The sequence below is a fragment of the Nocardiopsis sp. NPDC049922 genome (genome assembly GCF_040660275.1).
Lineage (GTDB): Bacteria > Actinomycetota > Actinomycetes > Streptosporangiales > Streptosporangiaceae > Nocardiopsis.
The window spans coordinates 130,040-143,322 of the sequence record NZ_JBFAME010000005.1; the positions used below are offsets into that span (position 1 = coordinate 130,040).

Annotated in this window: 11 protein-coding genes; 3 read left to right on the top strand and 8 right to left on the bottom strand. The window is 73.3% G+C overall.

What is annotated here, in order from left to right; translation table 11 throughout:
• Nucleotides 1-30 precede the first annotated feature (30 nt).
• The 6 genes from AB0I72_RS11640 to AB0I72_RS11665 form a co-directional block, all read right to left on the bottom strand.
• Nucleotides 31-771: a response regulator transcription factor gene (locus tag AB0I72_RS11640; RefSeq protein WP_358566014.1), complete on the bottom strand. Its 741-nt coding sequence runs from the start codon at nt 769-771 to the stop codon at nt 31-33.
• Entirely contained in the window at nt 768-1,907 is a 1,140-nt protein-coding gene (locus AB0I72_RS11645) for a histidine kinase (protein WP_358566017.1), read from the bottom strand. Before AB0I72_RS11645 ends, AB0I72_RS11640 begins: the two co-directional genes overlap by 4 nt.
• A 58-nt stretch (nt 1,908-1,965) precedes the next feature.
• A complete protein-coding gene (locus AB0I72_RS11650) occupies nt 1,966-2,718 on the bottom strand; it encodes an SDR family NAD(P)-dependent oxidoreductase (protein WP_358566020.1) in 753 nt (250 codons plus the stop codon).
• A 44-nt stretch (nt 2,719-2,762) separates the two neighbouring features.
• Nucleotides 2,763-4,115, bottom strand: coding sequence for an FAD-binding oxidoreductase (locus tag AB0I72_RS11655; RefSeq protein ID WP_358566023.1), 1,353 nt, complete (start codon nt 4,113-4,115; stop codon nt 2,763-2,765).
• Nucleotides 4,112-5,029, bottom strand: a complete 918-nt coding sequence (locus AB0I72_RS11660) for a decaprenyl-phosphate phosphoribosyltransferase (RefSeq protein ID WP_358566026.1) — start codon at nt 5,027-5,029, stop codon at nt 4,112-4,114. The genes AB0I72_RS11655 and AB0I72_RS11660 overlap by 4 nt, the downstream gene beginning before the upstream one ends.
• Nucleotides 5,030-5,100: 71 nt before the next feature.
• Nucleotides 5,101-6,042 (bottom strand): DUF3068 domain-containing protein, encoded by a 942-nt coding sequence (locus AB0I72_RS11665; protein ID WP_358566029.1) that lies wholly within the window; start codon nt 6,040-6,042, stop codon nt 5,101-5,103.
• Nucleotides 6,043-6,210: 168 nt separating this feature from the next.
• Here AB0I72_RS11665 and AB0I72_RS11670 point away from each other — a divergent pair, with 168 nt between their 5' ends.
• Nucleotides 6,211-7,533 (top strand): acyltransferase, encoded by a 1,323-nt coding sequence (locus AB0I72_RS11670; RefSeq protein ID WP_358566032.1) that lies wholly within the window; start codon nt 6,211-6,213, stop codon nt 7,531-7,533.
• A 198-nt stretch (nt 7,534-7,731) separates the two neighbouring features.
• On the opposite strand, the gene AB0I72_RS11675 is transcribed toward AB0I72_RS11670, so the two are convergent.
• A complete protein-coding gene (locus AB0I72_RS11675) occupies nt 7,732-9,702 on the bottom strand; it encodes a hypothetical protein (protein ID WP_358566035.1) in 1,971 nt (656 codons plus the stop codon).
• A gap of 164 nt (nt 9,703-9,866) precedes the next feature.
• On the opposite strand from AB0I72_RS11675, the gene AB0I72_RS11680 reads away from it, so the two are divergent.
• Both AB0I72_RS11680 and AB0I72_RS11685 read left to right on the top strand, forming a co-directional pair.
• Nucleotides 9,867-10,613 (top strand): methyltransferase domain-containing protein, encoded by a 747-nt coding sequence (locus AB0I72_RS11680; protein WP_358566038.1) that lies wholly within the window; start codon nt 9,867-9,869, stop codon nt 10,611-10,613.
• Entirely contained in the window at nt 10,613-11,365 is a 753-nt protein-coding gene (locus AB0I72_RS11685; RefSeq protein ID WP_358566658.1) for a class I SAM-dependent methyltransferase, read from the top strand. The genes AB0I72_RS11680 and AB0I72_RS11685 overlap by 1 nt, the downstream gene beginning before the upstream one ends.
• Nucleotides 11,366-11,372: 7 nt before the next feature.
• Here AB0I72_RS11685 and AB0I72_RS11690 read toward each other — a convergent pair whose 3' ends face one another.
• A complete protein-coding gene (locus AB0I72_RS11690; RefSeq protein ID WP_358566041.1) occupies nt 11,373-13,229 on the bottom strand; it encodes a hypothetical protein in 1,857 nt (618 codons plus the stop codon).
• Nucleotides 13,230-13,283: the final 54 nt, after the last annotated feature.

Consider the following 13,283-nt stretch of genomic DNA (forward strand, 5'->3'; position numbering starts at 1 on the left):
GGCCCGGAGTCCGAACCCCGCGGCCCCGGCCTACGACCGCGGTCCCGGGGGCCGCCGCGCGGCGGGGCGGGCGCCCTCGGTCGACGCCTCCGGCGCGGCGCCCGTCCTGTTCGGGGAGACCAGCCCGGACTCGAAGGCGAAGAGCACCAGCCCCACCCGGTCACGGCGGCCCAGCTTCGCCAACAGTCGGCCCACGTGGGTCTTGACGGTGCCCTCGGCCATGTGCAGGCGGTCGCGGATCTCCCGGTTCGTCGCACCGGCCGCGATCTCCCGGAGCACCTCGGTCTCGCGCGGTGTGAGCGTCGCCAGCCGACGGGCGTGCCCGCTCCGCGCGGGGCCGCCGGGCAGCGTGTCGACGACCCGGTCCAGCAGGCGCCGGGTCGGCCCGGGCGCCAGCACGGAACCGCCGTCGGCCACGCTCCGGACCGCGGACAGCAGGTCCTCCTGGCGGGCGTCCTTGAGGAGGAACCCCGCCGCTCCGGCCCCGAGCGCCGTGAAGACGTACTCGTCGAGATCGAACGTGGTCAGGATCAGGACCCGCGCGGGGTTCCCCGCGCGGGTGAGCCTCCTGGTCGCCTCGACGCCGTCCATCACCGGCATGCGGATGTCCATCAGGACCACGTCCGCCCGGACCCCGCGCAGGGCCTGGACCGCGTCGGCCCCGTTCCCGGCCTCCCCGACCACGGCCATGTCGTCCTGGGCGTCGATCATCATCCGGAAACCGTCGCGGACCAGGTGCTGGTCGTCGGCCAGGAACACGGAGACGGTCACGACCGCGCCCCGTCCGCCGTCCGCAGCGGAAGCACGGCACGCACCTCGAATCCGCCCCGCCGCCGCGGGCCGCACACCAGCGTCCCCCCGTGCACGCGCACCCTCTCCCCCATGGCGGGCAGTCCGTGGCCGCGACCGTCGTCGCGGGCGGCCGAGCCGAGGCCGTCGTCGATCACGTGGACCTCGACCGTCTCGGCGGTGACCGTCACGGCCACGTCGAGGAGGGCGCCGGACCCGGCGTGGCGCAGGAAGTTGGTCGCGGACTCCTGGACGAGGCGGTAGACCGTGAGGCCGAGCACCGGCCCGACCGTCGACGGTCGGCCCTCGACGCGCAGCCGGGCCCGCCCGCCGAGTCCGCCGACGAGTTCCCCAAGATCGGCGATCCCCGGTGGGGGCCGGTATCCCGCCAGGTCCCCGGGGGCGTCGCCCCGCCGCAGCAGCGCGACCGTCTCCCTCATGTCCTCCAGTGCCTCGCGCGCGGTCGCCGAGATCACCGACATCGCCTCCGCGGCGCGTTCCGGCTGGCGCGAGGCCAGCGCCCGGCCTCCCTCCGCCTGGACGGCGATCACGGACAGCGAGTGCGCCACGATGTCGTGGACCTCCCGTGCGATCCGGCCGCGTTCCCCGGCCACCGCCTCGGCGGCGGACCGGTCCGCGCGCTCGCGGCTCCGGCATCCGAGGACGTACGCGACGAGGACCACGCCCGCGTGGGCGGCCACGGTCGTCGCCACGTCGCCGAGGGTCGGCGTCCCGTCCCCGGTCGTCAGCCACCGTACGGGACCGGCCAGGGCTCCCGCCAGCGCGACTCCGAGCCCGGCCCGGGCCAGGGCCCGCCCGGACCACCGGGCGAGTCCGTGGACCAGGACGGGTACCGCGACCACGGCGGCCGTGGGTCCGGTCAGCAGGAGCGCGTGCGCGACCGCCGCGGCGGTCGCGCACGCCAAAGCCGCGGTCGGGGCGGTCCTGCGCACCGTGAGGGAGGCGCCCAGGGCCGCGCCCAGCGCCGCGCCGAGGGGGTCGGGGAGCGCGAAGGCGATCGCCACGGACGCGACGCCGCCCGCGAGCACGGCGTCCTCGGCCCACACGCGGCGGTCGGCGCCGACGTGCCGTGACGGAAGGGGTCTGCGGTCGGACATACCGGCTGATGCTAGTCAGACCGTGGCCGCCCGCCATCCGACCACGGTCTGACACCGGTCAGCGGCTCAGGCGCCGCCACACCGGCCGGGGGAGCACGCGCATCACCGCGAACACCGGCCCCAGCACGCGCGGAGACCACACGGTGGTGGCCCCGGAGCGCAAGCCGCGCGCGACCGCGTCGGCCACCTGCCCCGGTGTGGCCGGGAAGGGCGCGGGTTCCACGTGCGCGGACATCTGGGTCGGCACGTAGCCCGGGCGCACGACCAGCACGCGCGCGCCGGTGCCGTGCAGGGAGTCGGCCAGACCCTGGGCGAAGCCGTCCAGCCCGGCCTTGGCCGACCCGTACACGAAGTTGAACCGCCGCACGCGCACCCCGGCCACGGACGAGAGCACGACCAGGGCGCCGTGGCCCTGGGCGCGCAGCCGTGCGGCCACGGCGAGATCGACGGACACGTGCCCCGTGTAGTTGACCGCGGCCGCGCGGGCGGCCGACGCCGGATCCGCCTCGTACTCGGCCTGGTCGCCCAGGACGCCGAACGCGTCCACGACCACGTCCAGGTCGCCGACCAACTCCACCGCGCGGTCGACGGTCGCGGTGTGGGTGTCGGGGAGGGTGGCGTCGAAGTCCACGGCGTGCACCGTGGCCCCGAGCGCCGTGAGCACGCTCGGCGGGGCGTCCACCCCGCCCCGGGCCGCGAGCACCACCTCGCGGGCGCCGTCCCGGACCAGCCGTTCGACGACGGCCAGGCCGATGTCGCTGCGGCCGCCGAGCAGCAGCACGGTGCGCACGGTTCCCACCGAGTCGCGCATGGGGAATCCTCTCGTGTTCGGGGCCGCCGTGGTCGGCGTCGCCCTCAGACCAGGCGCAGGCGGCGGGCGAGGTCGGAGACGAGCACCCCGTCGGGGTCGACCCGGTCCCGGGTCCGCCGCCACGCGGGCAGGCCGGGGTACATGGCGTGCACGGTCTCGGCGCTGGCTCGGCTGTCCTTGGCCAGGTACAGACGGCCGCCGACCTCCAACAGGCGTTCGTCGAACCCGTGGAGCAGCCGCCCGAGCCCGGGCAGGTCGGCGGGCAGGTCCAGGGCCAGGCTCCAGCCCGGGCGCGGGAAGGACAGCGGCGCGGGGGTGGGGTCGCCCAGGCGCTTGAGGACCGCGAGGAAGGACGGCGCCCCCGCGTCGGCCAGGCCGGTCACGATGTCGGTGAGGGCGTCCTCGGCCCCGAACGGCACGACGAACTGGTACTGGACCAGGCCGCGCGGGCCGTAGATCCGGTTCCAGCCGCGCACGGCGTCGAGCGGGTGGAAGAAGGAGGACAGCGGCTGGACCCGGCCGCGGCGGCGCTCGGGCGCGGCGGCGTGGTAGGCGGCGTTGAACGCGCCGACTGACCAGCGGTTGAGCAGGCGCGGGGGCGCCCAGGGCGGCGTCGGCAGGGGCGCCGTGGGCCGGTGCCCCAGGGGGGCGCGGCGCAGCGCCCGCGGCAGGTCCGCGACGCGCGCGTGGTGGGCCCGGGTGAGGACGCCCCTGCCGACCGCCGCGCCCCGGGCGAGCAGGTCCAGCCAGCACACGGTGTAGGGGTGCTCGGCGCGCGCCATGAGGTCGAGGGTCGCGTCGAGCCCGCTGGTGCGGTCGGTGTCCACGCGGGCGTGGGCGGTCTCGACGGGGCGGACGGCGAGGGTGGCCTCGGTGACGACCCCGGTCAGCCCCATGCCGCCGACGGTCGCCCAGAACAGGTCGGCGTCCTCGCCGTCGGGGGTCAGTGCGCGCACGCGGCCGTCGGGGGTGACCAGGGTGAGGGCGCGCAGGTGCGCGCCCAGGGAGGACTCGACGTGGTGGTTCTTGCCGTGCACGTCGGCGGCGATGGCCCCGCCGAGGGTGACGTGGCGGGTCCCGGGGGTGACGGGGACGAAGTGGCCGCGGGGCAGCAGGTGGTCGATGAGCCGTCCCATACTCGTACTGGCGGGGGCCGTGACCTCACCGCGTGCGGGGTCGAGGCGGAGGGGGCCGGTGAGTTCGGTGCAGTCCAGGACGAGCCCGCCCGCGGTCTGGGCGGCGTCCCCGTAGGAGCGGCCGAGGCCCCGGGCGACCACCCCGCGCGGACCCGCGCTGGCGAGCGCGTCGGCGGCCTGCCGGGCGTTGCGGGGTCGGACCACGCGCGCGGCGGTCGGCGCGGTGCGGCCCCAGCCGGTGAGCAGGGTCGGGGGGTTCACAGGTGGATCCCTGCTGCGACGAGGGCCACGAGTGTGACGAGCGTGAGCTGGATCGGACGGTCGCGCAGGGCGATCTCCTCGGGTTCCTCGCCGACGCCCCGGTCGACGAGCAGGTTGTAGCGCAGGACGAACATGACGAACGGAACGATGCTCAGGGTGTGCCAGAGCGTGGTGTCGCCCGGCTCCAGCGCCCACAGGAAGTAGGTGACGATCATCGCCCCGGAGGCCATGGTGCGGGTCTGGGTGAGGTAGCTCCTGGTGTACCCGCACAGGGTACGGCGGACGGGCGTGCCGGACCCGGCGGCGCGCAGTTCGGCCTCACGTTTGCCGACCACCACCAGCAGTGCGCCCAGGGAGAGGACGAGCACGAACCAGGAGGTCAGCGGGACGCCGACCGCGACGCCCCCGGCGACGGCGCGCAGGACGTGGCATCCGGCGACCACGACGAGGTCGCACAGGATGACGTCGCGGAGGTAGCGGGTGTAGGCGAGGGTGAGGAGGACGTACCCGGCGAGCAGCCCGGTCACGCGGGGGTCGCCCAGGGCCAGGGAGGCCAGGGGCGCGGCGGCGCCGAACAGGACGCCCGCGGTGACGGCCACGGGAACGGGCAGGGCGCCGGACGCGACGGGGCGGTGGCGCTTGCGGTCGTGGGCGCGGTCGGCGGGGGCGTCGTGGACGTCGTTGAGCAGGTAGGTGCCGCTGGCCGCCAGGCAGAAGAGCGCGAACAGGCACACGCACACCAGGAGCGCCCGGGGCTCGTCGAGGGCGCCGGCGGCGCCGGGTGCGGCGAACACCAGCAGGTTCTTCAGCCACTGCCGGGGGCGGCAGGCCCGGACGAGGGCGCCCGCGAGACCGGTTCCGCGCACCCGTTCCCCCACACCCGCCAGGGGCTCCGGGGCCCGTTCAGTCACCATGGCGGCGGGCACCGACGCGCCCGGCTCTCCGGGCCGGGCACGTCGGTGACGGGCGGGGCGGACACGGGGAATCAGCCGACGTTCGCACTGCGGAGCCCGGTGTCCGTACCGCGGCGCCCGGTGGCGAGGAGGACGGCGGCGATGGCGACGAGGCCGAGTCCGAGGATGACGCCGCCGATCGGCAGCGTGGTGCGCAGCAGCGGCAGGTAGGTGCGCGCCGCCTCGGTCGACTCGATCTTGCCGTCGATGCTCGCCTGGTCGAACGCGAGTTCACCGCTGAGCAGGACCAGGACCTCCTCGCCGCCGACGACGACGGCGCGGTGCTGGTTCTCGACGATGTTGAGGGGGGTGCCCGAGACCGGCTCGACCCAGTAGGTGCGGGTGATGGAGAAGACCTCGTCACCGGTGACGTCGCCGTCGCCCTCCAGGCCGGCGACCGAGCGGGGGATGGTGCGCTCGCCGACGACGGTCGGTTCGACGGTCTGGACGAACCGGTAGGCCTCGACGCCCTCGACCTCCTCGACGCCGTCGTACTCCATCGGGACGACCTCCTGGACGGTGGTCTCGAAGAAGTCGTAGTCCCGCTGCTCCGTGAGGAAGGGGAACTTCCAGAGCTGGCCCGCCTGGACGACCGACTCCTCGTTGATCATCGCGTCGCAGCAGTCGACGGCCTCGCCGGTGACGCGGTCGTGTCCGGCGCGGCGGCTGCTGGAGGAGATCCCGAAGTCGCGGTCGTCGTCCCGGATCCAGGTGAACTGGTCCCAGACGACCGTCTCGTCGGTGCTGGAGGCCACGTCCGCGCGGATGGTGGCGTGGGCCTCGACGTTGGCGTTCTCGACGGACTCCACGTCCTCGATGTTGAAGTAGTCGACCTCCCCGACGTTGACGGTTTGGCTGTAGTAGTCCAGCGGAGTCCTCATCAGGGAGTTCGCCAGCCATGTGCGCATCATGGGGGCCATGGCGAGACAGAAGACCCCCAGCGCGATGAGAACGACCGCGGCGATACGGCGCATGTGCCCTCCTGGGCGGATGAGAGTCAGGATCCGAAAGCAGACTGGAACTAGCTTCAGTTCCAGGTAGAGTACTGCCCAGTAGTGAACAACGTCACCAGGGCGTGTCTGAATTTTTATAACACGTTCTAGTGCATCGCGTTTCAACGGACTCCCGCTCTGGAAGGCCCCATGGCGCCCACTCCCACCGCGCCCGAGGACCCCGCCGGGTCCCCCTCGGGGGGCGCGCGAACCGCCACCCGGACCGTCGACCCCTCGCTCGTGCTGCCCCAGGTCGACGGCCGCCACGAGGCCCTCGACGGCATCCGCGCCGTGGCCGCCGTGATGGTGCTCCTGTTCCACGTGGCCACCGAGACCGGCGACGCGCTCGCCCCCGGGGTGCTCGGCGGGCTGCTGGCCTCCATGGACCTGGCCGTCCCGCTCTTCTTCGCGCTCTCCGGGGTCCTGCTGTACCGGCCCTGGGCCCGCGCGGTGCTGGACGGCGTCCGGGGACCGCGCACCCGCCCCTACCTGTGGCGGCGCGCGGTCCGCGTGTTCCCCGCCTACTGGGTGGTGGCCGTGACGGCGCTGCTGGTCTACTCGCGGGAGGAACTCGGGTCCCTCCTGTACTGGGGCGAGGTGCTGACGCTCACCTTCCCCTTCGACACGGACCCGCCGTGGCTGGGCACCGGCCCCTACGGCCTCGGCCAGATGTGGAGCCTGTCCGTCGAGGTCAGCTTCTACCTGCTGCTGCCGCTGATCGCCCTCGCCCTGTCCCTGTGGGCCCGGCGCGGCCGGACGGTCGACGTGCGGGGTCGGCGGCTCATGGTCGGGCTGGCGTTGATGACCGCGCTCGCCTTCGGGGCCCTGGTCCCGCAGTTCTATCCGGAGGCGCGCGAGTACATGCACGCCTGGCTGCCGCGGTCGCTGGGGCTGTTCGCCGCCGGGATGGGGCTGGCGGTGCTGTCGGAGTGGGCCTGGCGCGAACCCGGACCGGACGGCCCGGTGCGGCGGTTCTGCCGGACCGTCGCCGCCTCGCCCGGAGTGTGCTGGCTGGTGGCCGGGGCGTTCTACGTCCTCAACGCCACCCCGGCGGCCGGCGGCCGGTTCATCGGCGCGGGCGACGTCTGGAGTTCGGCGCTGAACTCGGCGACGGGGATCGGGTTCGCCTTCTTCGTCATCGCCCCCGCCGCGCTGGCGCCCAGGCCGACCGGGGCTCCGGCCCGGCTGCGCGACGCGCGTGTGTGGACCGGCGGCCGGTGGATGGACGCGCTGCTGCGGCACCGGGTGTGCCAGTTCCTCGCCCGGATCTCCTACGGGGTGTTCCTGTGGCAGTTCATGGTCCTGTACCTGTGGCGGGACTTCACCGGACAGGAGATCTTCACCGGCTCGTTCTGGCTGGACGCGGTGCCGGTGACGCTCGTGACGGTGCTCCTGGCCTGGGCGACGTTCCGGTGGGTGGAGGAGCCCAGCCGCCGGTGGTCGCGCGGGAACGCGCCGAGGTTCGTGCGCTAGGGGCACTGTGCTTGCCTTGGGCCTCCGCTTCGCTTCGGCCCGTGTTCGGGCGCCCCAAGGCCAGGGATGCTTCCTCCTCGGCCACGCCTGACGCTCGTTCCTCGCTAGCGGCTCGCCTCGCCCACCCGTCGCCCACCACCACCCTCAAACGACGCCTCCGGCGCAGCCTCATCCTCAAGCACCCTGGCGGCGCCCGAACTACTCCGCCTCCCAGGGGTTGCCCTCGACCGACGGCGCCATCTCCCCCACCGACACCCAGGTCACGCACAGTTCCTCGGGGTCGGTGTGCAGGGTCAGGCGCTCCCCGGGCGAAGCCACGGGCACGTACCAGTTGGCGCCGCCCTCGGCGGCGGGCAGGTCGAGTTCGAGCCAGGAGTCGCCGAGCAGCAGCTCCGCCTCGGTGTCCTCCTCGGCCGTGTAGCCGATGGTGACCACCTGCTGGACGCCGCCGTAGACCCGCACCGGCCAGGACAGGCCGCCGCCCCAGGTCTCGATGCACTCGTCGGCCACGCCCGGGCCGAAGACGTATCCGCCCTCGCCGGGGCGGGCGTTGACCAGGTAGCCGGCGTCGTTGAACACGTAGGCGGTGTCGGACTGCTCGGGGGCCCGCATGCGCTCGGCGACGTCGGGCGGAGCCAGCGGCGCCAGCACCCAGGAGCTGAGCCTGCGGGGTCCGTTCCACTCCAGGACGATGTCCGACGGCACGGGCCGCGAGTACAGGCCGCCCTCCTCCGGCGCGGAGGCCACGGAGTTGCGCACCGTGTCCAGGTACCAGTGCAGGCGGTCGCCGTTGAGCGTCCCGGCGTAGGCGTGCGTGGAGTACCCGGCGGCGACCGCGTACACGACCGTCGCGAGGACCGCCGACACCCGCGCCGCGCGCCCGGGGCGGGCCCGGTAGGGGTGCGGAGGTGGGTCGTCCGTCCCCTCGGCGGCGCGGTCGCGTTCCTCGCGGGCGGGCAGGTAGGCCAGGGCCAGGCACAGCGCGAACACGAGCGCGGCGTCGGCGACGTACCGGGGGTCGGCGGCGGCCACGTCCTGGAAGCGGCCGCGCGCGATGATCGTCGGGATGATGTCCGCGCACAGCAGGTAGCCGAGCAGCAGGGCCCACGCCCGCCAGGCGCGGCGCCGCCACCACAGACTCCCCAGGACGATCCCCGCGAGGACCGCCCAGGAGCCCAGCACGATCCAGCCGCTCGGGTCGACGAGCCCGCCGGCCGGGGTCAGCGGGCCCCATTCCAACGGCCCGCCGAGCGCACCGACCGGGAAGACCTCGGTGAGCAGGCCGCGCAGCATCGCGAACGCGGGTTCGCTCTCGGGGACTCCCGCGCCCTCCCCGGTGTCGCTCACGCGCATCCGACCCAGGTACAGCAGCGTGTATCCGGCGAACAGGCCCGTCATGGCGCCCCAGAAGGTGCGGTGCGTGCGCCAGGCGCGCCGAACCGCGGTGGTCAGGCTCCCGGGGTACAGGTAGGCGACGGCCACGGCCAGGAGCAGCGGCGGCAGGAACATCCCCTTGACGGAGAACAGCATGCCGAACACCACCGACCCGCCCGCGAACCAGCCCGCGCGCTGGTCGCCGGTGCGCACGTACCGCACGGTCCACAACAGGGCGAGCGCCGTCGCCAGCTGGAGCGGGACGGCGTTGAGCGCGGCCGCCCACCACCCCAGGACGGGGACGGTCAGCGGGGCCAGCGCGAGCACGGTCAGCGGGACGAGCAGGGCCCACCGGCGGCCGAACAGCTCCCACAGCAACCGGAGGAAGACGACGAGGGAGAGCGTCTGGAGCACGAGCATGACGCCCGCGCTGATCCACCAGTCGAAGGGCCAGAAGGCGGTCTGGAGGTAGACGAGGAACATCGCCCCCGGCATGAAGTGGCCCTTGTGCAGCTCGAAGAGGTACTCGGGGGTGAGGTCGGAGGCGTGCGCGGCGGCGAAGAAGAGGTAGTCGTCCTCGACGAAGTAGGACGCGTCGAGCACGAGGACCCGGAGGGCCGCGGCGACCGCGATGACCGCCGCGGCGGCCAGGACCACGCGGTCGCGCACGAGCCCGCCGACCACGGCGGTGGAGGGCCGCCGCCCGGGTTCCCGTTCCTCCCCACGTACGCTGGAGTCGGTGTGCGGCGCCTCCACGGTGCCCTCCTCGCCGGAGGTGGGGGATACAGGCGGCATGGATGTCCTCCCGGCCCAGATTGGCCAACCCACAAAATGGGTGCCAGAATACAACACGTTCCACTTTTCCTCTCGAACGCCGCGTTGAACCAGGAAGACCTGTCCATCAGGAACAGGAACACGATCCATCCAGTGCGGCCCGGGAGCAGAGCACCGTGGGGGTGATGTCGGTGGGGCTCGAACAGGTCCGCCGCGACTGGACCCGGCTGGGTTCCACCGAGCCGCTGTGGGCGGTGTGCGTGGATCCGGCCAAGCGCGACGGAGGGTGGGACGACGACGAGTTCCTGGCCTCGGGCGCGGCCGAGATCGACCCGGCCCTCGCCCGCCTCCGTGAACTGGGCATCCACCCCGGCACCGGTCGCGTCCTGGACTTCGGCTGCGGCGCGGGGCGGCTGTCCAACGCGCTGGCCGCGCACTTCGACCAGGTGGTCGGCGTGGACATCTCGGCGCCCATGCTCGCCGAGGCACGGCGGCTCGACCGCTCCGGGGGACGGATCACCTTCCAGCTCAACGAGCGCCCGGACCTGTCGGCCTTCGACGACGACTCCTTCGACCTCGTCTACACCGACCTCGTCCTCCAGCACCTGCCGCCCGACCTGGCCGACGGTTACCTGCGCGAGTTCTCCCGCATCGTGCGGCCCGGCGGGGCCATGGTGATCGGGGCGCCCGAGTCCGAGCGCCGCACGTTCAAGGGGCTGGTCTTCCGCTACGCCCCGTTCCCGCTCATCCGCCTGGCCCAGCGGGTGATCCTGCGGTACCCGGCGCCGATGCGCATGCACACGCTCAGCACCGACCGCGTGGCCGCCCAGGTGCCCGGCGGCCGGATCGTCGCCTCCGACGAGTACTGGGGCGGCGACCACTGGCGGCACCTGCGCCACTTCATCGCCATGGACGGGAAGGCCTCCGGATGATGACCCGCCCCGACGACGGCACGGTCCCCTTCCGCGCCACGCTCGGCCGGTCCGTCACCCTGTTCTCGGCCTTCCGCAAGGAGCAGAGCGACCCGGCGTTCTTCTACGGGCTGCTGGCCCGCGACACCGTCGCCCAGCTGCGCTCGTACACGCCGCTGGACGGGCGGCTCGTGGTCGACGTCGGGGGCGGGCCCGGCTACTTCGCCGACGAACTGCGCGCCGCCGGGGCGCGCTGCCTGTGCGTGGACGCCGACGCGCACGAGATGCGGCTGCACGGGCGCGAGGCCGACACCCACGGCGTGCAGGGCAGCGCGCTCGCCCTGCCGCTGCGCGACGCCTCGGTCGACGTGTGCTTCTCCTCCAACGTCCTCGAACACGTCCCCGACCGGGTCCGCATGGCCGACGAGATGGTCCGCGTGACGCGGCCCGGCGGACTCGTGTACCTGTCGTACACCCTCTGGCTGTCCCCGTGGGGCGGCCACGAGACCTCCCCCTGGCACTACCTGGGCGGGTCGTACGCGGCCGAGCGGTTCGCGCGCCGGAACGGGCGGCGGCCCAAAAACGACTTCGGGCGCACGATGTACGCCGCGTACGCCAAGGAGATGCTGGACTGGGCGCGCGGGCGGACCGACGCGGACGTGGTCGACATCCGCCCGCGCTACCTGCCGACGTGGACGAAGCCGATCCTCCACGTGCCCCTCCTGCGCGAGATCGTCACGTGGAACCTGCTCCTGGTACTGCGCAGGCGGTGAGGCGGGGCTACTCCTCCGGATCCTCCGCGTGCGTCCGGGCCCGCTGCAAGGTGCGCTGCGCCCTGTTCCGGACCCGGTCGAGCTCGCTCCGGGTGCTCGCGTCGCGGCAGGCGTCCTTGAGCTCGGTGTAGGCGTTCATCAACCGTTCGAACTCGTCGAGCCGTTCCGGTTCGGGCGTCGGCGCCTGGGCCAGGACCTCGCCGAGTTCGGTGATGATCTCGTCGGTCCGCGGCCGCATCCGCTCCACCCACGCGGCGTCGCGCGCGGCCTGCTCCTTGTCCTGGGCGGCCTTCCGGGCGGCGTGCTCGCGGTCCTGCTGCGTGATCCGGCTACGTGCGCTCGCGGGCCGCCTGCTCGACGTCTTGCCCGCCGTCGACCGGCCCCGCCGGTTCCCACGCGTGCGGGCGCGACCTCTGGCGGCTCTCGTCTTCGTGAACTTGTACAGCTCGACCAGACCGATCGGAATCAACGGCCAGCAGCAGGAGAGCACACTCCCGACCACGAATAGCAGCACGAACGCCACCCAAACGGGGAGACCCAGCAATCTCGGTTCCCGGTCGGTGCCGAAGAAGCCGTCCGCCTCCTCTTCGAAAGCGGTGAGGATCTCCCTGGCACCGGCGTCACGCCCCACGAAATGGGCGTGGCCTCTCAGCGTCTCCGTCTCGGACACCTCCAGGGAATCCTCGCCCAACGGATCGACCAGGTACACGGCGACGTCACCGCCCGTGCCCTCGGCCAGCGCCTCGGCGACCCTGTCCCTGTTCCGGGCCAAAAGGATCTCCTCGCCCAGTACTCGCTCGACCGCCTGACTCGGCAGGATCGCCACCCGCAGGTCATTCTGGTAATCGGCCAAGGCTTCGGCGGCCCGGCCGAGTTCGGCCTCGGTGAGCCCGTCGGCGACCATCGGATGCACGTACAGCGCGTCCTCGACGAGAGCCGCCCCGGCCTGTTCCATCACGTCCGGGCCCAGAACTGCACCCAGTACCCGTGCCGCCCCGACCACCTGTTCCGGATTGTCGGATCCCCAGAGCAGGCTCTCGACGTCGGCGGCGGGCATGGCCTCCGCTCCGGAGGCGACGACGGCTTCGAACCCCCAGCGATCCCAGCTCATCAGGACCGCCATGGCATCGTCCGGGGCACCCTCCAGCATGTCCAGGGCCAGGTTCCGCTCGATGGTGTCGGACACCGGGGAGAGGTCCTCCTCAGAGTCCGACGCGGCGACACCGGCGACCACACCGAAGCGGACATCGCCCGCACCCTGCAGAGCCACCTCGATCTCCGCCGCGTCGACCTCGGGAAAGGCCGCCGACACCGCCGGATCCACGTACACGCCGCCGCCATCGGCGAGCGCGCGCAACTCGGCGCTCACCCCACCGTTGACCAGGTCGGGAACCGCGGTCAGGAAAGCCTGTCCCGGATCCACGTGGTGCAGGCGGGCGAGGGCCTCGTCGGTGACCCCGTCGCCGATCACCGCCCAGGACGTGTCAGCGACGTACCAACCGTAGCCCTCGGGCAGGTAGGTGTGCACGAGGTAGACGCCCGGCTCACCCACCGCCGCAGCGAACTCCTCGGCGACGCGATTGTCATCCCACCGGTCGCCGAAGTTCTCCCTGACCAGGGCGAGGCGGATCGGCACCTCGGACCGGTCGTAAGCCTCCTCCAGCAGAACGATCGTCTCCGGCGACAGCATGTCCCCGAAGTCGTCGGCGTCCCACACACCCGGTCCGTCCGCGAGCGCCTCGGCGGCCTCGGCGATCTGACCGCTGGCGTGCGCCGGAGGCGGCGACGCACCGAACACGGTGAGGAAGCCGGTCAGGGAGGCCAGGGCGAGGAGAGCGGCGAGGCGCCGGAAGGTGTCGCGCACGGGGAGTCTCCGTTCCAGCACAGAGCGGGGGATCGGCCTGTGCACTCCCTTGGA